The 19,879-nt window shown below is 62.0% G+C and carries 14 protein-coding genes; 5 read left to right on the top strand and 9 right to left on the bottom strand.

The window, feature by feature from the left end:
- Nucleotides 1-33: 33 nt before the first annotated feature.
- From V7650_RS04965 to V7650_RS04975, 3 genes are read right to left on the bottom strand one after another with little or no spacing between them, the layout of a single operon-like run.
- The gene (locus tag V7650_RS04965; RefSeq protein WP_335655138.1) at nt 34-1,308 is read right to left on the bottom strand and encodes a spinster family MFS transporter; all 1,275 of its coding nucleotides are present in this window, start codon (nt 1,306-1,308) and stop codon (nt 34-36) included.
- Nucleotides 1,309-2,169 (bottom strand): alpha/beta fold hydrolase, encoded by an 861-nt coding sequence (locus V7650_RS04970; RefSeq protein ID WP_335655139.1) that lies wholly within the window; start codon nt 2,167-2,169, stop codon nt 1,309-1,311.
- Between the two features lie 20 nt (nt 2,170-2,189).
- Nucleotides 2,190-4,565 (bottom strand): TonB-dependent receptor, encoded by a 2,376-nt coding sequence (locus tag V7650_RS04975; protein WP_335655140.1) that lies wholly within the window; start codon nt 4,563-4,565, stop codon nt 2,190-2,192.
- Nucleotides 4,566-4,689: 124 nt separating this feature from the next.
- On the opposite strand from V7650_RS04975, the gene V7650_RS04980 reads away from it, so the two are divergent.
- The gene (locus tag V7650_RS04980) at nt 4,690-5,316 is read left to right on the top strand and encodes a TetR/AcrR family transcriptional regulator (RefSeq protein WP_335655141.1); all 627 of its coding nucleotides are present in this window, start codon (nt 4,690-4,692) and stop codon (nt 5,314-5,316) included.
- Nucleotides 5,317-5,398: 82 nt separating this feature from the next.
- On the opposite strand, the gene V7650_RS04985 is transcribed toward V7650_RS04980, so the two are convergent.
- The 6 genes from V7650_RS04985 to V7650_RS05010 form a co-directional block, all read right to left on the bottom strand.
- Nucleotides 5,399-6,748 (bottom strand): aromatic ring-hydroxylating oxygenase subunit alpha, encoded by a 1,350-nt coding sequence (locus tag V7650_RS04985; RefSeq protein ID WP_335655142.1) that lies wholly within the window; start codon nt 6,746-6,748, stop codon nt 5,399-5,401.
- A gap of 41 nt (nt 6,749-6,789) precedes the next feature.
- Nucleotides 6,790-7,353: a nuclear transport factor 2 family protein gene (locus V7650_RS04990; RefSeq protein ID WP_335655143.1), complete on the bottom strand. Its 564-nt coding sequence runs from the start codon at nt 7,351-7,353 to the stop codon at nt 6,790-6,792.
- A gap of 218 nt (nt 7,354-7,571) precedes the next feature.
- On the bottom strand, nt 7,572-10,109 hold the full coding sequence (locus tag V7650_RS04995) for a TonB-dependent receptor (RefSeq protein ID WP_335655144.1): 2,538 nt from the start codon (nt 10,107-10,109) through the stop codon (nt 7,572-7,574).
- A 277-nt stretch (nt 10,110-10,386) separates the two neighbouring features.
- Entirely contained in the window at nt 10,387-11,817 is a 1,431-nt protein-coding gene (locus tag V7650_RS05000; RefSeq protein ID WP_335655145.1) for an efflux transporter outer membrane subunit, read from the bottom strand.
- Entirely contained in the window at nt 11,814-15,068 is a 3,255-nt protein-coding gene (locus tag V7650_RS05005) for a multidrug efflux RND transporter permease subunit (RefSeq protein WP_335655146.1), read from the bottom strand. The genes V7650_RS05000 and V7650_RS05005 overlap by 4 nt, the downstream gene beginning before the upstream one ends.
- A gap of 3 nt (nt 15,069-15,071) precedes the next feature.
- Nucleotides 15,072-16,193, bottom strand: coding sequence for an efflux RND transporter periplasmic adaptor subunit (locus tag V7650_RS05010; RefSeq protein WP_335655147.1), 1,122 nt, complete (start codon nt 16,191-16,193; stop codon nt 15,072-15,074).
- A 129-nt stretch (nt 16,194-16,322) separates the two neighbouring features.
- Between V7650_RS05010 and V7650_RS05015 the strand changes: the two genes are divergently transcribed.
- From V7650_RS05015 to V7650_RS05030, 4 genes are all read left to right on the top strand, one after another.
- On the top strand, nt 16,323-16,940 hold the full coding sequence (locus V7650_RS05015; protein WP_335655148.1) for a TetR/AcrR family transcriptional regulator: 618 nt from the start codon (nt 16,323-16,325) through the stop codon (nt 16,938-16,940).
- Nucleotides 16,941-17,228: 288 nt separating this feature from the next.
- Nucleotides 17,229-18,407, top strand: a complete 1,179-nt coding sequence (locus tag V7650_RS05020; protein WP_335655149.1) for a tyrosine-type recombinase/integrase — start codon at nt 17,229-17,231, stop codon at nt 18,405-18,407.
- On the top strand, nt 18,407-19,108 hold the full coding sequence (locus V7650_RS05025; RefSeq protein ID WP_335655150.1) for a hypothetical protein: 702 nt from the start codon (nt 18,407-18,409) through the stop codon (nt 19,106-19,108). The genes V7650_RS05020 and V7650_RS05025 overlap by 1 nt, the downstream gene beginning before the upstream one ends.
- A 108-nt stretch (nt 19,109-19,216) precedes the next feature.
- Nucleotides 19,217-19,402: a helix-turn-helix domain-containing protein gene (locus V7650_RS05030; RefSeq protein ID WP_335655151.1), complete on the top strand. Its 186-nt coding sequence runs from the start codon at nt 19,217-19,219 to the stop codon at nt 19,400-19,402.
- Nucleotides 19,403-19,879: the final 477 nt, after the last annotated feature.

A 19,879-nucleotide genomic window follows, 5' to 3' on the forward strand; every position in this document is an offset into this window, starting at 1 on the left:
GGGTAGGTGGGCATCCGGCTGGAGGATTCCAGATCAGTCCTCCGCGATCCATTCCCGTCGCAGGGGCCCCGCCGCCAGCGCCATCAGCAGCGCCGCTATGCCATAGAAGGTCAGCGAATAGAGCATCGAGTAGCGCAGCCCGTCCTCGCCGTAGATCGGGGCGAGGCGGTCGGACAGCGCGCCGAGGAAGAAGATGCCGCCGCCGATGCCGATCAGATTGTTGATCAGCAGGAACAGCGCCGAGGCGGTGGCGCGGGCATCGGCCGGGACCAGATGCTGGATCGCCGATAAAACCGGGCCGAGCCAGACATAGGCCAGCGCCTGCGGGATCAGGAACAGGATGAAGGCGATTGTCGCCGAGCCGCTCATGATGCCGGCGGCGAACAGCGGCACCGCCAGCAGGAAGGCTGCTGCCGGCACCAGCCCGTAGGCGGCCTTGCTTTTCTTGCCCAGCCAGTCACCGAGCATGCCGCCGCCGAGCACCCCGGCAACCCCGCCGATCAGCAGGATCGCGCCGAAGAACAGCGAAGTGTCGATCAGGCTGAGGCCAAAACTGCGCTGCAGCAGGCTGGGCAGCCAGAAGGCAATGCCATAGCCGAGCATCGAACTGGAAGCGGCGCCGAAGGCGAGGAACCAGAAGGCGCGCTTGCCGGCCAGCAGACGCACGGTGCCCATGAAGCTGTAGGTGGCCACGGGCTGCCCTGCGGGCGCCGGTGTCCTGGCCTTGTCCCGCACAAAATATTTGAACAGGGGTGCGATCGCCAGCCCGGCCAGGCCGACGACGAAAAAGGCCAGCCGCCAGTCGACGGTCGCGGCGATATAGCCGCCCGCGATCACGCCTGTGGCCGACCCGAGCGGGATGCCGAGCGAATAAATGGCCAGCGCCCGCGCCCGCTTGCTGCTCGGGAAATGGTCGGAGATCACGGCATAGGAGGGTGCCACGCCGCCCGCTTCACCGATGCCGACGCCGAGCCGGGTCAGAAAGATCGACCAGAAACCCTGCGCCAGTCCGGTCAGGGCGGTGAAGCCGCTCCAGACCGCCAGCGAAATGGTGATCACCCAGCTGCGGCTGGTCTTGTCCGCCACCCAGGCCAGCGGCACCGCCAGCGTCGAATAGAGCAGGGCAAAGGCGACTCCGCCGAGCAGCCCCATCTGGGTGTCGCTCAGGCCCAGATCGGCCTGGATCGGGCCGGCGAGGATCGCGAGGATCTGGCGGTCGACAAAATTGAAGATATAGACCAGCAGCAGCATGGCCAGCGCGATATTGGGCGAGGTAATGCGGGCCTTGCCGGGGAAGGGAACGGCCATCTAGCTTTTCCAATCTGCCAGGAAGCGGTCGATCGCGGCCAGCGCATCCGGTTCGTCCAGCATCGGCGTATGGCCGCGGTGGGGGATATCGACGGCGCGGAATGGCCCCCGATGCCGGCGCTGCATGTCGGCAACCGTGGCCGGAGACAGGATATCCGACATCGCGCCCCGGATCACCAGTACCGGCAACGCCGACAGCTGGTCCCAGACCGGCCAGAGATCAGCCGGCACCACCGTCTGTTCGCTGCCGGACAGGCCGTCGGAAATCGAAGGGTCATAGGCGAAGGATATCGTTCCATCGGGATGTTCCTTGCAGAGCTGGCGGGCAAAGGCCAGCCAATCCTGCGCCGTATAGTTGCTGAAGAATTCGCCATGCACATCCCGGCAATGGGCGGCAGCCTGTTGCCAGCTGTCAAACGGGCCGCTGGCCCCGACGTAGCTCTGGATCCGGTCGAGGCCGGCGGCTTCCACCGCCGGGCCGATATCGTTCAATATGAGGCTGTCGAACCGTGCCGGCGCCTTCGCCGCCATCATCATCGCCATCAGCCCGCCCATCGACGTGCCGATCAGGCCGAGACGGCCAAGATCGAGCCCGTCGATCAACGCGAACATGTCTGCGACATAGACGGCCGGTGTGTAATTTTGCGAGTCCGGGTCATGGTCCGACCGTCCCCGACCGCGCTGGTCAGGGACAATCAGTTTGTGGCGTCCGGCAAGATGCTCCGCCAGCCCCTCGAAATCCCCGCTGTTGCGGGTGAGGCCGTGCATCAGCAGCAAGGGCGGGCCGTCCCCATCATAGATGCGGGCGTAGAGGTTCAGCCGGTCGTCCGCGCTCCGGTAGAAATGATCGGCATATTGCATCAATCTTGCCTAGGCGCCGGTCAGAATTTCACCCCGGCGGTGACAAAGACCTGGCGCGGATTGCCGTAGAAGGCGGTCAGCGTGCCTTCGGGTCCCAGCGTCGGGATCGGCTGGCCGTTGGCTCCGGGAATGATCACGCCCGTCGTCGGATCGGCGGCTACGAAGGTATAGCCGGATGTCTTGTAGCGCTTGTTGGTCAGATTCTTGCCGTGCAGGCCAATGCTCCAGCGCTTGTCCGGCGCGTTGTAGACGAGATTGGCATCCCACAGGGCATAGCCCTTCTGGTCGATATAGGGATTGGCGATTTCGAACTGGTTGACCTTGCTGCGATAGGAGAGGGTGGTGCCGAAATAGATATCGCCTTCCCCGACCGGTGCGGAATAGGAGAAGGTTCCGCTGGCGGTCCATTCCGGCGTGTTCTGCACCGAACGGAATTCGGCAACGTCGGTTGGTACCGGAACGCCGGCATTCGGGCCGGTGGTCGGGGTGATATTGGTGATATATTCGTCATATTCGGCGTCGATATAACCCAGCGATCCGGACAGCATCACGCGGTCGCCACTGGCCAGCATGTCCCGGCCGAGCCGCGCGCTTGCTTCGAGTTCCACGCCCTTTAATGTCGCCTTGCCGGCGTTGTTGATCACGCCGCAGAAGGAGGGCTGGCCGCCTACGGTGCAGGCCACCGATCCGGGGATCTGGACATCCTTGTAGTCGGAATAGAAACCGGCGAGCGCGAAATTAAGCGCGCCGTCGAGCAGGCTGCCCTTGTAGCCGACTTCGTAGCTGTCGACCGATTCCGGACGGAAGCTCAGGAACGCGGCGATTTCGTCATCGCTCGGGCCGCCGCTGGTGTTGCTGGTCGGTGCGTTGATGCCGACGCCGCGCGGGTCGAAACCGCCGCCCTTGAAGCCCTGCGAGAAGCTGGCGTAGATATTGTGATCGGGTGTCGGCTTGAAACTCAGCGACGCGCGCGGGGTGAATTTCTTGAAGTTCGCGCTGCCGTCGAAATCGGTGGCCGGTGCGCCGGCCGGAATGCCCGCGCCGCCGAAGGTCGGGGATCCGCCGCCGACATAATTCTGCCGCAGGATGCTGGCGGTGCGCTCGTCCCAGGTATAGCGCCCGCCGACCGAGAGGCTCAGTTGCTCGGTGAAATCATAGGTGAAGTCGGCGAAGACCGCATAGGTCTCGGTATCGACGTCGGCCTGGGTAAAGGCGGTCAGTCCCGGGACGGTTGTGAACAGCCGGACATCAAAGAGGGTGTCGGCCTTGGCATCGAGATAATAGAAGCCGACCAGACCATTGAGCTTGTCGCCTTCGTAGAGCAGCTGGAATTCCTGGCTGATCTGTTCGTTCAGATACAGGCCCGGAACATCGAGATCGACCGCGGGCAGCGCGTCGAAATCGATCGGCGTGGCGGTGTCGTCCTTGCGCCACGCGCTGATCGACCGGAAGGTGACGCTATCGGTGAGATTGGCCGTGATATTCATCGCCAGACCATAAGCCTCGATATCCTGGACCGGATCGTTGAGGCCGCCGCGCGTGTCAAAGACATCGTCGAGCACCGGCGCGCCGGACACGGCCCCCGGGATCAGGCGATGGCCGCCGCGCGGATTGCTCTTGTCCTTGGTATAGTCGCCGGAAATCCGGATCAGCACCGGCTCGCCATAGCCGCCCAGTTCGACGGTGCCGCGCGCGGCCCAGATGTCCTTGTTGTAATTTTCGAGGCCGGTGGTCAGATTGGTGCCGAACCCGCCGCGCGACAGGCGAGCGCCCGAAGCGCCGATCCGCACCAGATCGGAAATCGGCATGCTGGCGGTGACCACGGCTTCGGCCTGGTCATAGCTGCCATAGGTGACCCGCGCCTTGAACGACGGGTCCTGCGGCAGCGCCTTGGTCACATATTTGACCGCGCCGCCGATCGTGTTGCGGCCGTAGAGCGTGCCCTGCGGTCCGCGCAATACTTCGATGCGCTCGACGTCATAGATGTCGAGCACGGCAGCCTGCGGCCGGTTGAGATAGACATCGTCGAGATAGATGCCGACGCCCTGTTCGAAACCCGAGACCGGATCCTGCTGGCCGATGCCGCGAATGAAGGCGGACAGGGTCGAGTTGGTGCCGCGCGAGGCCTCGAGCGTGGTGTTGGGCGTGGTCTGGCCGATGTCGGTGATATCGATCGCACCCTGCTGCTCGAGCTTTTCGGCCGAGAAAGAGGTGATGGCGATCGGCACATCAATCTGCCGTTCTTCGCGCCGCCGAGCGGTGACGACGATAAACCCGTCGTCCGATCCCTGTTCTGCGGACTCGCTGGTCTGGGCATGGAGCGTGGCTGGCGCGACCAGGCCACCGGCAAGACCGGTGATGATGGCTGCATAGCTTACGGTGTGCTGGAATTTCATGATGGCATCCTCCTTGAATATCTGCCCGGGATTTCCGGGTCGTGGAGGGCGCTATATTGAAACATGAATCAAAGTTCAACTTAGAAATTTGCTTATCCGGTTAAATGCGGTTAGCCGTGACATTATGGTCACTGAATATAACGAACCCACCGAGTCGAATGGCAAGCACCCGCGCACTGCGCGGGGGCTGAAGACCAAGCGCAAGCTGCTCGATGCCGCGGCGCTGGAATTTGGCGAGAAGGGCTTTCACGAAGCCTCGATCACCGGCATCACACAGCGCGCCGGCACCGCGCTGGGCAGTTTCTATACCTATTTCGATTCCAAGGACGAGCTGTTCAGCGCCCTGGTCAAGGACATGAGCGCGCGGGTGAAGAGCCATGCCGCCAGCGCCATGACCGAATGGCAGGATGCGCTGGAGCGGGAGAGGCTGGCGCTCGAGGCGTTCATGAATTTTGCCCGCGAGCATAAGGAAATCTACCGGATCATCGACGAAGCGGAATTTGTCGATCCCGACAGCTATCGGCTGCACTATCAGGAGACGGCCGCCCGTATCCACGAACGCCTGCAGGAAGGCAGCGCCGCCGGCGATTTCCGGGGGCCGCTGGAGGAAGCCCATGCCTGGGCCATCATGGGGATGAACGTCTTCCTCGGCCTGCGCTATGGCATCTGGTCGGAAGAAAAATCGGCGGTCGAGATTGCCGAGATCGCCAATGGCATTCTGGCGCGGGGCATTGCGACGGACAAGCTCTAGGTCCGGACCCCGCGAGCAAGGTGCGGGCGAGCGGATCGATATGCTTTATCCTCGCACGATCGTCCCGCTCGCCTGTCGCTAGCTAGTCGGCCATCCAGCGTTCCAGATTCTCGTGGAAGAAGCGCAGGCGGCGTTCCTGCCAGGCGAGATAGTCGCGCTTGTAGCCGCGCGAGTTGAGGCCGCGCTGCTGCACTTCCCAGACTTCGACATCCTGGTCGATGCCGGGGCCCATCGACACTTCGTCGACCTTGCCCTGGACATGCGGTGCGGGGACCGAGACGTCGACCCATTCAGCCATGCTCTGCGAATAATAGCGGTCGGTGCCTTCTGGGAACAGGGTCATGTACCACATGTCGAAATAGCATTTCTGCGGATCGCTTTCATGCGGCCGCGCGCGCAGCCAGATATTGCCGTCCGGCTTGAGGCTGAACGAGAGATTCGGGAAGATCGTGTAGTGCCAGTGGTCGGTCAGCTGCGAATCCTGATAGCTGGAGAAATCGAAGCCCTTCTCGGCGCCCAGTTCCCGCTTGGCCTTCTGCAGCGCCGCGCGGATCTCGCCGGTCTTGCCCTTGCGGAAATCGTCGGGGTTCAGCCCCCAGAATTCCATTTCCTCTGCCAGCTGCTCCAGCGTTTCCTTCTCGCCGCCGCGCAGCGTCTTGGTCGGCCCAGCTCCGGGCATGATCATGTGCGCATGGCCCTGGGGATAGAGATCGAACTGGCAGTGGTGATGCGAATATTCCATCACGAACTTGGTCTGCGGATGGACGAACGGGACGTGATAGCTTTCGTTGAAATTGTCCTGGATCAGCTTCCAGTTGAAATTGCCCTCGACCGTCATCCAGTGGGTGCGGACCATCTTGTCCATCGGATAGGTCTCGATCTGCTCGGCAATCGGGCCGAGGAATTCGCGCAGCGGCACGGCATTCTCGTCCATGTTGATCCAGACAAAGCCAGCCCAGATCGTGCACTGCACGGGAACCAGGTTGAGCTTGCCGCAGGGCGAGCCCTGGATGAAATCCGCTTCGTCGGGGACCGCCTTCAGCCGGCCGCTGAATTCATAGGCCCAGCCATGATAGGGGCAGGTCAGGCGCTTGCCCGAGGCATTGCCCTGTTCGCCGGTGACCAGCGGCATGCCGCGGTGCTGGCAGACATTGTAGAAGGCGCGGGTCTCGCCATCCTCGCCGCGGATGCAGACGATTGTCTCGGGCCCGAAATCGGCGGTGATCCAGTCGCCCGCCTTTTGCAGCTGGGCTGCCACCCCGGCGATCTGCCAGGTCTTGGTCCAGATCTTGTCCCACTCCTTATCGGCCCATTCCTTGGAAATATAGCGGTCGGGGGTGATCGGCGTGTTGCGAAACTCCGGGTCGCGCAGTTTCGCGGTGCTGGTGCGAACGGCCTCGTCGGCCTTTTCCTTGTTGATGACGGTAGACATAGATTATCTCCTTTCAATATTCCGGTTGGGCCGTCCTGGCATCATGATGACGGCTGACCGGCAAAATGCCGGTAGGATGGGTCTGCTTCGCCGCGGGTCCCGAAGCCATAGTCGGGCATATTGGCGCGATCCCAGATATCCGTGGACGGGTTGATGCTGCTCCAATCGTAGACCGCGCCGCGATGGGCTATCCGCCAAGCGCCGTCGCGCCGCTCGAACCGGTCGAGATAGCGACCGGCGGCGATCATGAAATTGTCGGTGCCATCCTCGGCGGGAATGGAATGGTGGGCGATGAAATAGCTTTCTCCCTGCGCGGTGTCACCGTCCAGTTCGATCAGGATATTGCCGATGATATGCTGGGTGCGATTCATGCCCTTGAGCACGTCCATCACCCAGGGCACGAAGTCCTTTGCGCTGCCCTTGTAGCTGCCGTGATCATCGGTCGCGTCGGGGTGAAAGAGTTCCCCGACCAGCTCCGCGTCGCAGCGGTCGATGGCGCGGGCCATGCGATGCACCAGCTCGATGCAGTCCTGTTTGTCCAGCATGTCCGAAATCCGCTGGTCACGCGAGCGTGAGGCGGTGGTCGTGGTTTCGGCTGAGGTCATACTGCATGCTCCGCTATGAATTGGGTCCCTGGCGCCCCGCGTCTGGCGCAGGGGGAGAAACATATGCCGGCAGTTCCGGTGCCGGTCCGATGAAGGCCGCGGAAGGACAGTGCCCCGGGCCGGGTTCAGGGCAGCGGGAGACTCCCGCTGCCCTGTCATATCGTGTTTTCGTCGCCATCATCATCATCTCCGTCATGGCTCGGAATATTCTGTTCCGATCAGAAGCGGACCGTTGCCTGCAGGCTCACCGTGCGGGGAAAGGCCCCATATCCGAGCGCATCACCGCGCACGGCCGCCGCGGTTCCGGTGCCGGAACCAGTCGAGGGGGCGGTGCCGCCACCGGTGAAGTAGAACTTGTCGGTCAGGTTCTTGCCGATCAGCGCCAGCTGCCACCTGTCGTCGCTTGCTCCGATCCGGATGCCTGCATCGAGAACAGCGTAGGACGACTGTGTCGTTGCCCTGTCGCCAAAGCTCGAGGCGATATAGGATCCGCTATAGCGCATATCGACGTTGGTGCCCAGCTTCAGGTTGGTCGACACTTCCGTTTCGTAGGCGATACCTGCCGTGCCCGTCCACTTTGGTGCAACCGCTGTCGGCACCCCGCTCAGGTCCTGCGAAGGAACGCCGGCAACGGTGAGCGAGCAGCCGGCAGCGATCGATTGACCGCTGTAGCAAGGCGCGATGAAATCTTCATAGCGCGCCTGGTTGTAGTTCAGATTGCCCCGCAGCCTGAGACCGGGAATGGAATAAGGGGCATATTCCAGCTCCAGTTCGACACCTTTCGAACGCGCGCTGCCGGCATTATAGGTAATATAGGCAAAGATTTGCGAGTTGAAAAAGTCGACCTGAAGGTCGGTGTAATTGTAATTATAATAGGTCAGGTTCGCCTGCAGCTGATTGTCGGCCAGCGTCGACTTGACGCCGAATTCGAAACCCTTGCCCTTTTCAGGATTGAAGCTGAGGTCGGTTGCAGGATTGGCCGACAGCGCCGAGTTGATGGCGCTGTTGGAGAAGCCGCCTGACTTATAGGCGACGCGATAGGCACCATAGAGCATCAGATCGTCGGTCGGTGTCCAGCGCAGCGTGAAGTCGGGAGACCAGTCCTTGAACGTCTGGTCGCCGAAGATGGTGCCGTTGACAGCCGCGCTTTCGGGGACGAACAGGCCCTGCAAGCCGAGGTTGACATAGGGCTGGGTGAAGGTGCTGTCCTTGGTTTCATAAATATAGCGAACGCCACCGGTTGCTTCGAGCGTCGGAGTGATCTGCCACATCACCTGGCCATAGCCGGATAGCGTTTCACCGTCGGTCCGTGATTCCTTGGAATAAGCGACGTAGCGATTTCCCGGAGTGGCGGTCGAATCCTCCAGATTCGCGAACATCACCGCCTGGTAGAAATCGCGCCGGGTTTTCTGGTACAGCGCGCCGACCATCAGGTTGACCGGAGAGTCAAAGTCGGTGAGCGCTCGCAGTTCCTGGCTGAAGGCATGATAACTGGCGTTTTCCGTCGCCCAGACACCGGCGCTGAGAAAGTCGCAATCGCAGGCGAACTTGTTGTTGTTCCAGTTGTAGTTGGTGATTGAGCTGATGGTTATGTCATCGAGCGCATATTCCAGCGTACCGGTGGCCGACCAGGATTTATAGGTGTTGTAGAGTCCGCCGTCCTCGCGCGCGAACGGATAATCCTGCGCGATATCGACGGGAAAATCATTCTGGTGGGTCGTGAAATTCTTGCCGCAAGGATAGTTGGGCGCATTGGTTGTCTGGCCCGTCGGGCAATCGATCGCCACATAGTTCCAGCCATTGCCGGCGGTGCGGTTATAGGTGCCGGAGACCTTCAGCCTGGCGGTCAGCCGGTCGTCCGGTTCGTATTTCAGGGTGACGCGGCCGATCAGCTCCCGTTCCTGGGGCTGTTCGGAAGCGGCCGGAGCGGCGGTATGGGGATTGGTATTGCCGGTCGCGACGTCCAGCGTCGGATAGCTGATGGTCTGCTGCTCGTTATCGTAATAGCCGCCCCACATCCGCGAGCCGCGCAAGGCGACGCGGATACCCAAAGTGTCGGTCAGCGGTTGCGATACGATCGCTTCGGCATAGGCCCGCTCTGCGGAAAATTCATAGCCGACGCGGCCGATATATTCCGGGTCCAGGCCGGGGTCGGCGGTGGTCAGCGAGATAACGCCGGCGGTCGCGTTCTTGCCGAAGAACAGCGACTGCGGCCCTTTCAGCACCTCGACCCGCGCCAGATCGAAAAAGCCTTCGTTGATGATCCGGCCCTGGCCGTAATAGACGCTGTCGACGACAATGGCGACCGACTGCTCGATGCCGATCGAGGTGGCGGAAGAGCCGATGCCGCGGAGGGTCAGCTGTGCGCCGGCTCCGTTGGAGGAACGTGCGATCGTGAAATTCGGGGTCGCGGCCGCGATCTTCTCGAGGCTGCTCAGGTCGCGTGCCGCGATTTCCTCTGCGGTGATCGCCTGGACGGAGACGGGAATGGACTGAACCGATTCCTCGCGCCGCCGGGCGGTAACGACGATCGCCTGAACGCCGCCGCTTTGCGCGACATCCCTGGCCGGCTCTGCGGCGCCGGAATCGTCCTGTGCGGACTGGGCCAACAACGATGCGGTCAGGATGGAACTGTTTGGCTCTGCGGCCGGGGCCGAAGCCGATGTCTGGCCATAAGCGGCTCCCGATGCTGCCATCATGGCGACAACGATAGATGTCCGATAGATTAAATCTGCACGCAAAGCGGTTTTCGCCATTCCGAATCTCCTCCTAGGTTTATTGACTTGCAGCGCTATTCCTTTGCGCTTTCGATCACGTTACGGAATCCGGGAAGGCTTATCGCCTAGCACTTTGGCCTATCAAAAATGCGCTTTGAAAAAATCCGCCGCAACATCCGGCTTCTTGCCGAAGAGCGAATCGCATGCGTCACCGGCGCAGGCGGCGACGAGCCGGGCGTGCCATCGTGCTGCGGCGCCAATCAGCCGCTGTCGTGGTTATGGAGATCGGAACCGGACCGGCCCCTGCTGATGCCGCCTATGGAGCGGGTGCAGCCTGTTCGAAGCCTCCGCCCAAGGCGACGAACAAGGTCGCGCGGTTCTGCAGCCAGGCGCGACGGGTGGCGAGCAATTGCTGCTGTGCGGCAAACAGGTTGCGCTCCGCATCGAGCACCTCGAGATAGTCGGCGACGCCTTCGCGATAGCGCAGCCGCGCGATGCGCGCGATCCGTTCCTGCGCGGCGACGCCGGTCTCGAGCGTAACAACCTGTTCGGCGAGGTAACGGCGGCCGGCCAGCGCATCGGCCACTTCCCGGAAGGCGCTCTGCACCGTGCGGTCATAATTGGCGACTTGCTCGACCGCGCGCGCCTCGGCCAGATCGAGATCGGCGCGTCGCGCACCGGCGTCAAAAATTGGAAGGCTGATCGAAGGGCCGAAGCTCCAGCCCAGTCCATCGGAACCGAACAGCCCGGACAGGCTGGCGGACGACAGGCCGGCGTTGCCGGTGAGCGAGATGCTCGGGAAAAAGGCAGCGCGGGCGGCGCCGATATTGGCGCGCGCGGCACGCAATTCCTCTTCGGCAGCTATGATGTCCGGGCGGACCAGCAGCAGGTCGGAAGGCAGGCCGGCCGCGAGACGCACTTCGCTTCCCTGCGCGGCGAGCGGAAGCCCGGCGGGCAGGCTTGGCGATTCCGTGCCGCCAACCAGCACGGCAAGCTGGTTGCGCAGTTGCGCCAACGCCAGGCGCTCGGCAGCCAGTTGCTGCCGGGCCTGGGTGAGCAGCGTTTCGGCCTGGCCGAACGGCAGCGCCGAGGTGACGCCGGCGTCGAGCCGCAGCCCCGCGATCCGTAGCCCTTCCTGCCGGCTCTCGGCAGTGGCCTGCGCCAGCGCGATCTGCTCCTCTGTCTCGACGATCTCATAATAGGTGGTCGCGGTGTCGGCGATCAGCGACAGGTAGAAGGCGCGCTGGGCCGCGACGGTGGCGAGATACTGGGCGCGGGCGGCCTCGCTCAAATTTGCCAGGCGGCCCCAGAAATCGAGTTCGAACGCGCTGATACCGACGCCGACATCGAAGCGGTTGAAGGTCGCAGCTCCGGCATTGCCACCCGCTCCGCCGATCGGCGCGGCGCCTGCTGCCTGCCGGCTGCGGGTCGCGTTGGCACTGGCGACGACGGCAGGCAGCTGGCGGCTGTCCTGAATACGATACTGCGCGCGTGCCTGCTCGATCCGGGCCGTGGCGGCCATCAGGTCACGGTTGTTGGCGAGCGCGTTGGCAACCAGCGCTTCCAGCCGCGGGTCGGCAAACCATTCGCCATAGGACAGCTGCGCCGCAACGGTTTCGCCATGGGGATCAAGCAGTTCGGGAAAGGCGGGTGCCACGGGCAGTCCGCGCAATTCCGCATCGGGTGCCAGATTGGCGCAGCCGGTGAGGGCGGTGCCGAGCAGCGTCAGGGCCATGATCCGTTTCATCGGGCAGGGTCCTCTCGGGAAATGGACTCGCCGGGCAAAGCGTCGGTCTGCTCGCTGTGGTGATCCCTGGAAACCGGCGCGCCGCGGGCCAGACGCTGACGGACCAGCAGGTAAAGCGCGGGAATGATGAAGATGCCGATCGCGGTCGCCGCGATCATCCCGCCCATCACGCCGGTGCCGACCGCGATCCGGCTCGCCGCGCCCGCGCCGCTCGACAGTACCAGCGGGACCATGCCCATCGAAAAGGCGAGCGAGGTCATGATGATTGGCCGCAGGCGAAGCCGCGCCGCGGTCTTGACCGCCTCGGCAATGGATTTACCGCGCTCTTCCTCCTCGATTGCAAATTCCACGATCAGGATCGCGTTCTTGGCGGCCAGACCGATGATGGTGATCAAGCCGACGTTGAAATAGACGTCCGCCGACAGACCGCGCAGCATCGAGAACAGCACCGCCCCCAGCACGCCCATCGGCACTATCAGCAGCACCGCAAGCGGGATTGTCCAGCTTTCGTACAGCGCCGCGAGCACCAGGAAGACAAGGACCAGCGACAGGCCGAGCAGGAGCGAGATCTGACCCCCGGCCTGCTTCTCCTCGAAGGAGATGCCGGTCCACTCATAGCCGATGCCCTGCGGCAGCTGGCTGGCGAGCTGCTCCATCGCGGCGAGCGCAGCGCCAGACGACTTCCCCGGTGCTGCCATCCCCGAAAGCGTCATCGCCGGATAGCCGTTGTAGCGCGACAGGCTACCGGGTGCGGCGGACCATTCGACCTCTGCAAATGCGCCAAAGGGGACAAGTTCCCCCTGCTGGTTGGGAACGCGCAGCGCCAGCACGTCGTCGGGCTGCATCCGGTAGGGCGCATCGGCCTGGACCAGAACCTGCAGCACACGGCCCTCGCGGTTGAAGTCATTGGCGTAGGCCGAGCCGAAATTGATCGACAGCGCCGTGTTGACCTCGGCCAGCGAGAGCCCCAGCGCGCGCGCCTGGACGCGGTTGATGGTAACCTTGAGTTCGGGGCTCGCCCCCTGGTCCTCAGGTCGCAGGTTGGCGATTGCCGGGCTTTGCGAGGCCATGCCGAGCAATTGGTCGCGAGCGCTGATCAGCGCGTCGCGGCCCAGCCCGCCGCGATCCTGCAGCTTGAGCGTGAAGCCGCTGGCCTGGCCGAGCGACTGGATTGCAGGTGGCTGGATCACGAAGGCGGTGGCTCCATCAACCTGCGAGAACGTGCCCATGGCGCGCCCGAGCATCGCCTCGGCCCCGCTTTCGTCGCCGCTGCGTTCGTCCCATGATTTGAAGGAGGCAAACATCAGCGCGTTGTTCTGGCCCTGACCGAAGAAGCTGAATCCGCGAATCACGACCAGGCTCTCGACCTCGTCCTGCGCCAGCCAGTAGCTGGTGATCGGCTTCAGCGCCTCGTTGGTGCGCTCGACCGTGGCCCCAGGAGGTGCCTGGACCGCAGTGATCAGAAAGCCCTGATCCTCGCTCGGCAAAAACGCGGTCGGCAGTCGCATGAACAGCAGCAGCGTAACCAAGGCGAGCGCAACGAAGATCGCAAAGGTTCGGAGCGGGCGCGACAGCAGTGCATCGTTGGCCCGTCCGTATTTGCCCGTCATATTGGCGAACCATTGATTGAAGCGGGCGAAGCCGCGAGCCGACAGGTTGCCGAGCCGATCGATCCGTCCGCGCCAGCCCGTGCGCTGCTCGTGGGCCTCGGGTGGCATCGTCTCCGGGTCACGTTCGTCCGGATCGGGTGAGACGGGTTTGAGGAACGTGGCGCACAAGGCTGGTGTCAGCGAGAGCGCGAGCAGGGCCGAGAAGAAGATGGAGATCGCGAGCGTCACCGAAAACTGGCGATAGATTCCCCCGGTTGAACCGGGGAAGAAGGCCATCGGGATGAAGACCGCGATCAGCACCAGCGTGATGCCGATGATGGCGCTGGTGATCTGGTCCATTGCCTTGCGGGTGGCCTCCAGCGGAGAGAGCCCTTCCTCGCGCATGATCCGCTCGACATTCTCGATCACCACGATCGCGTCGTCGACCAGGATGCCGATCGCCAGCACCATGCCGAACAGCGACAGCACGTTGATCGAAAAGCCGAACAGCCACAGCCCAAGGCACGCGCCGGCGAGCGCGATCGGCACGACGAGGGTCGGGATCAGCGTCGCGCGCCAATTCTGCAGAAAAAGGAACATGACGAGGAAGACCAGCACCATGGCTTCGATCAGGGTGACAATCACCTCGTCAACGGACGCCTGGACGAAGGGCGTGGTATCATAGGGAACGGACCATGTAATGTCCGCCGGAAGTCCTCCCTGGATTTCGTCCATCCGCGCGCGAATGCCTTCCGCCGCAGCCAGCGCATTGGCGCCGGTGGCAAGCTGGACCGCCATCCCCGCCATCGGCTGGTCATTGAGCGTCGTCGACGTGGCGTAGCTTTGTGCGCCAATTTCCACGCGTGCCACCTCGCCCAGCCGGACAACGGCAGCGCCCGAACTGGCCCGCAGGATGATGTTCTCGAATTCCTCGACCGTGGTGAATCGGCCCTCGGTGGAAATGGTGGCGTTGATCTGCTGGCCATCGACGATCGGCAGCGTACCGATCGCGCCGCCGGCGGTCTGGCTATTCTGCTCGCGGATCGCGCCGAGCACATCGCTCGGCGACAGCCGGTAGGAGGCGAGGGCGTCAGGATCCAGCCAGATGCGCATCGCGTACTGCGAACCGAACAGCGTGACATCGCCGACGCCGGCGACCCGGCGAAGCTCGTCCACCACCTGGTTGGAAGCGATGGCGCCGAGATCGGTGGTCGAGAGATTGCCGCTTTCCGAGGTCAGGGCGATGATCATCAGGAAGCCCTCGTTGGCCTGCCGCACGGTGATGCCCTGGCGCCGGACTTCCTCGGGCAACCGCGCCTCGACCGTGCCGAGACGGTTCTGCACCTCGGTTTGCGCGACATCGACATCGGTGCCGGCCTCGAAGGTCAGCGTGATCGAAGCGGTGCCATTCGAAGCGCTGCTCGACGACATGTAGAGAAAACCCTCGACGCCGTTGAGTTGCTGCTCGATCACCTGGGTGACATTCTGTTCCAGCGTCTCGGCATCGGCGCCCGGATAGACCACGCTGATGGTGAGCGAGGGGGGCGCGACCTGCGGATATTGTTCGATCGGCAAGGCGCGCAGTGCGATGATCCCGGCCAGCAGGATGCCGATCGAAATCACCCAGGCGAAGATCGGTCTGTCGATGAAGAAACGTGCCATCGGTTACTTGCCCCCGGTGGCAGGAGCCTTGGGGCGGGCCGGGCGACCGGTTTTCGTGTTGGCTCGGGTCACGGGCAGGCCGGGACGGATCTTCTGCAGATTGCTGACGATGACTACGTCCCCCGGTCGCAACCCGCCTTCGATCAGCCAGCGTCCGTCGACCATCGCGCCGAGCTTCACTGGACGCAGTTCGGCAAGCCCCTTGCGGGTCATTACGAACACCGATCCACCCTTCTCGTTCACGGTGACCGCGCGCTGCGGAACGGCGATTCCGCCGCTTATCCGGCCGGCATAGATCTGCGCGCGCACGAATTCCCCGGGCAGCAGAAGTCCGGTGGGATTGGGGAATTCGGCGCGCAGTTCGATGGTACCGGTATCCTGATCGACAGAAAATGCGAGAAAGTCGATATAGCCGGGGATCGGGTATTCGGTGCCGTCGGTGAATGTCAGCCTGACCTCGACCTTGTCGTTTTCGCCCAGATCCAGTTCCCCCGCGCTGATCGCACGGCGAATGGCGAGCACATCGCTCGCAGACTGGGCGAAGCTGACGTAGACCGGAGAGATCTGCTCTATCTTGGTCATCAGCGTGGCTTCGGTCTGGCTCACCAGCGCGCCTTCGGTTACCTGGGCGCGGCCAACACGACCGGAAATTGGCGCCCGCACCGTGGTGTAGCCGAGTTGCAGCGAAGCCGATTCGAGCTGCGCCCGGATCTGAGCGACATTGGCCGCGGCTTCGCGGGAGGCGGCGACCGCGGCGTCAAATTCCTGGCCGCTGATCGCGTTTTCTTCCACCAGCGGACGATAGCGGTTGACGACGGCGCGGGCATTGGCCGCGGTGGCGCGGGCCCGGTCGAGGCTGGCTTCAATCTGCGCAGAACTGGCGCGCAGTTCGCGTGGATCGATACGGAACAGCGGCTGACCTGCGGCGACGTCGGTGCCTTCCTCATAAAGGCGCTGCTGCACGATGCCCGTCACCCGCGCGCGCACCTCCGCTTCCCGCACCGGCTCCACCCGCCCCGGCAGTTCGACAACATTGGGGATTATCTCGCTGGCGATCGTGACGGTTTTGACGGGGATCGGCTGTGGAGCAGGCGTTTCTTGCTCCGCAGCGCAGGAAATCAACATTAGGCTAGCAAGCAGGCCGGCTAGATGACGCATCGGGAGCGGACTTTCTGAGAATATTGTGCAGGTGCGGTAGTGTAATAAGTATTACACATGTGGCGCGCAAGTGCTATTTGTGCAACCAGAGCGCCGATGAAAAAAATCGAACCCGATCTCGCCCGGCTTGACCGCCGCCGCCGCGCCATCATCGAAGCGGCTCACCAGCTGTTCGTCGAGCAGGGCTTCGAGCGCACAACGCTGGGCCATATCGTCGATCGGGCCGGCGGATCGCTGGCCACGGTCTACAAGCTGTTCGGCAACAAGGAAGGCCTGCTGGAAGCGGTGGTTTTCGAACAGGTCGGTTCGGGCGAGAATATCATTCGCGAGATAGCCGCGGCCAATGCGCCCCCCGCCGAGACGCTGCGTCAGATCGCCACGGAACTGAACCGGCGGTTTCTGGACCCGGACGAAGTCGCTCTTGTTCGGATCGTCATCGCGCGCAGCATAGAAGACCCGGCCTTTGCCCAGCGATTCTTCGAGACGACCGCGATGTGCACGAGGGAGGCGCTCGAGCGGATTTTCGTTGCCTGGAGCAAGGCGGGAATCGCGATGGATGGCGAGCCCGAGATGCTCGCCGAAATTTTCCTGGGCCTGATCATTCTCGATCTGCAGACCGAGGCAATCAGCCACGGCACCGCGGGTCAGCCATCGCTCGAAAGCCTGGCGCTGCGTACCGAGTTCTTCCTCAAGGGAGCCGGCCTGGCAGGATAGGGACAGTGATTCAGCGGCGACCCGGCGACCGCCGGTCTGCTGGATCAGGCCGGAAAATCATCAGTGGGCGGACGGGGTGCGGACCAAGAGATGGGAGAAAATTGGTGCACCCGACAAGATTCGAACTTGTGGCCTCTGCCTTCGGAGTGCAGAGACTAACGACAATCAGGGACATGCTCGGACAGTACGAACGCCAGAAAAGCAGGCTTTATCGTGTTGCGTTGTCCCGTTTTGTCCGGTATTGTATTCCATACTGATTGCATACGAATGGTAAAGGGGCCGTCGGCTATGGCTTTGGATTTAAGCAAAGTGGGATTACGGGAACGGCTTAAAGCACAACGTGAACCACATTGGCAGAGGCTTCGGGCCGGATGCTTTGTCGGCTTTCGTCCATCCAAGAAGGGCGGCAAAGGAACATGGATTGCCCGCGCTTACGATGAAGATTCCGGCAAGTATCGCGTTAAGTCCCTTGGTGACTTCGGAACGCTGGCTGGCAACGAAATGTTTGCTGCGGCCAAAAAGGCGACCGAAGCAATGGCGGAACTGGTGGAGTCGGGCGGAGAAGTCCGCGCCAAGATCGAAACCGTTGCTGATGCCTGCCAGGATTACGCCAAAACCCGCCCGGAGGCGGAGCACCGCTTCCGGCGATATGTCTATTCCGATTTGATTGCCAAGGTGAAGTTGGAAAAGCTCCGCCGTCGCCATGTGAAGGAATGGCGCGAACGGCTGGAGGCGCAACCGGCGCTCGTGAGCCGTCGCAAGGAAGGCGAGGCAGTCCATCGCAAGCGCGCGGCTTCCACCGTCAACCGGGATATGGCGGTATTGCGGGCGGCCTTGGCCAAAGTTGTGTCACCCGGCGCGCCCAATAGCGAGGCAGCTTGGCAAGAGGCGTTGAAGGCCATTCCCAATGCCAACGGACGGCGCACCCTCTACCTTGATCGCAGCCAGCGCCGGAATCTGTTGGCAAGTGTCGATGCGGAAGCCGCACCCTTTGTCCGGGCGCTCTGCATGTTGCCGTTGCGACCCGGTGCGCTGGCAGGACTTACTGCTGGCGACTTTGACAAGCGCACGGCGGAATTAACCATCGGAAAGGACAAGACCGGCAAGCCCCGGCGCATTCAGTTGCCAGCCGAGGCCGCAAAGCTGCTTTCCGCTCAGGCCAAGAACAAGCTGCCGGGCGCTCCGCTGTTCACGCGCGCCAATGGGAAGGCATGGGACAAGGAAACGTGGAAGCATCCTATTGCCGCTGCCGTCAAAGCGGCAGGCTTGCCGGGTGAAGCAACCGCCTACACTCTTAGACACAGCACGATTACCGATCTTGTGAGCGCCGGGCTTCCGTTGCTTACCATCGCGCAAATTTCGGGCACCAGCGCCGAGATGATTGAGCGTCATTATGGTCACTTGGCGAGCGATGCTGCGGTAAAAGCGCTCGGAACGTTGGCGCTTTATACTGGGAGCGAAAAGTGATGGGCGACGAAGAGGCAAAGCTTGGGAATTTAGATAAGCTGTACAGACCGGAGGACGTCGAGGCGCTATTTTTTGGGATGGAACCGGATCGGTGGGCGACACTACTTTGTGAGAAGCTGTTCGACGCCAACGAACATATGGCGAGCGCCCTGAGCTACGAGGCAGATCTCAAGAGAGATCGATCGGACGAGATAGACGAGCAGGCAATCACGCTAGCAAGGAAAAGTGTCGCGGCCTATCTGGCGACAATATATGAAATGCTGGCAGTAATGCCCATGCTTCAGAGCGCGCCTCGCCCACTTGATGGACTACACCAAATCATAACAAATATATTGGCCTTAGAAGTTGGATTGCCTCCAAATTGGCTGAAGCCTTCGTCAACTGTCCGCCATTTGAAGCCCAGTCCCAAAGTTGCCGAATGGGGGCCCATCATATTGGCCCTAGTGATCCTTAAAGAGTGTCACCCTAATGTCCAGAACATCAACCAAGCGAAAGCCAAGGTCGTCAGCCTCTCTGACCGCCGGCCGGGCACGATAATGGACTGGTATTATAAACTATTTGCTTCCGCTAGTGGCCAGTATCTGGAAGCGCGTAATACTATTCAAGCTGAACTGGAGACGTTTAAGGCCAGCATTTCTCTTGCCCGCAGTGTCGACGTTGCCATCGTGGTGAATCGCAGGGTTGCGATGCTCCTGAAATAGCATTTTCGAATTTTGGGTTTTAAAATCGCGTCCAAAAATCTTATATGAGAGCAACGTCCCACAACGTCTCGGTAAACGCGCTTAGACGAATACGTGTGGGAGTATAGCATGCAACCTCTAACAGTTACTATCCCCGACGCAGTCAGGATCACGGGGTTGTCGCGCAGTGCGCTATATGTTGCATTGAAGCGCCGCGATCTCATTGCATTAAAGGCAGGGCGGCGAACACTTCTGCGGGTAAGAGACCTCGAAGAATTCCTAGCAAGCCTTCCCAAATATTCAGGGGAGGACTGATCCATGCCCCAAACAAACGAAACCCCAGCGGGGTCGAACGCCGGGGTCTCATGCAATCAAGTTGGTGCCTGTTTGCAAGAGATCATTACACTTTCCACGTACCGCGCTCAACACTTAATCGCCGAGCACGGCATTCGCCCGGAACTCGCGGCGATTGTAGCGAGCATAGCATTCGGAGGGCTGGCATGATGTTGGATTATGACAATATCATAAGTTTGGATGATGCGCGCCGACGCCGGGCCGCTGAAACCTGGGGCGAGCATCACACCGGGCGCGCCAGCGTTCTACCTGATAGCAGTCACACAATGCCGGACGACTCTTTCGGGCTTTGTCCGGTCTGCTACGGCCCCGGTTCAAACGAACGCGGCGATTGCCAGCGGGAATTCTTTCATCGCAATGTAGGGTCTGACCACTGGTTCACCTGCGACGTACACATGACACGGTGGAGGCCATGCAGCGCAATATTTTCAGCATGGC

It is taken from the genome of Parasphingorhabdus sp. (genome assembly GCF_036964565.1).
In the GTDB taxonomy this organism is placed as follows: domain Bacteria; phylum Pseudomonadota; class Alphaproteobacteria; order Sphingomonadales; family Sphingomonadaceae; genus Parasphingorhabdus.

What these genes read in the sequence shown, in the direction of transcription:
- V7650_RS05030 (WP_335655151.1), top strand. Translation starts at nt 19,217, where the DNA reads ATGCAACCTCTAACAGTTACTATCCCCGACGCAGTCAGGATCACGGGG.
- V7650_RS05025 (WP_335655150.1), top strand. Translation starts at nt 18,407, where the DNA reads ATGGGCGACGAAGAGGCAAAGCTTGGGAATTTAGATAAGCTGTACAGA.
- V7650_RS05000 (WP_335655145.1), bottom strand. Translation starts at nt 11,817, where the DNA reads ATGAAACGGATCATGGCCCTGACGCTGCTCGGCACCGCCCTCACCGGC.
- V7650_RS04990 (WP_335655143.1), bottom strand. Translation starts at nt 7,353, where the DNA reads ATGACCTCAGCCGAAACCACGACCACCGCCTCACGCTCGCGTGACCAG.
- V7650_RS05010 (WP_335655147.1), bottom strand. Translation starts at nt 16,193, where the DNA reads ATGTTGATTTCCTGCGCTGCGGAGCAAGAAACGCCTGCTCCACAGCCG.
- V7650_RS05020 (WP_335655149.1), top strand. Translation starts at nt 17,229, where the DNA reads ATGGCTTTGGATTTAAGCAAAGTGGGATTACGGGAACGGCTTAAAGCA.
- V7650_RS05015 (WP_335655148.1), top strand. Translation starts at nt 16,323, where the DNA reads ATGAAAAAAATCGAACCCGATCTCGCCCGGCTTGACCGCCGCCGCCGC.
- V7650_RS04995 (WP_335655144.1), bottom strand. Translation starts at nt 10,109, where the DNA reads ATGGCGAAAACCGCTTTGCGTGCAGATTTAATCTATCGGACATCTATC.
- V7650_RS04985 (WP_335655142.1), bottom strand. Translation starts at nt 6,748, where the DNA reads ATGTCTACCGTCATCAACAAGGAAAAGGCCGACGAGGCCGTTCGCACC.
- V7650_RS05005 (WP_335655146.1), bottom strand. Translation starts at nt 15,068, where the DNA reads ATGGCACGTTTCTTCATCGACAGACCGATCTTCGCCTGGGTGATTTCG.
- V7650_RS04970 (WP_335655139.1), bottom strand. Translation starts at nt 2,169, where the DNA reads ATGCAATATGCCGATCATTTCTACCGGAGCGCGGACGACCGGCTGAAC.
- V7650_RS04965 (WP_335655138.1), bottom strand. Translation starts at nt 1,308, where the DNA reads ATGGCCGTTCCCTTCCCCGGCAAGGCCCGCATTACCTCGCCCAATATC.
- V7650_RS04980 (WP_335655141.1), top strand. Translation starts at nt 4,690, where the DNA reads ATGGTCACTGAATATAACGAACCCACCGAGTCGAATGGCAAGCACCCG.
- V7650_RS04975 (WP_335655140.1), bottom strand. Translation starts at nt 4,565, where the DNA reads ATGAAATTCCAGCACACCGTAAGCTATGCAGCCATCATCACCGGTCTT.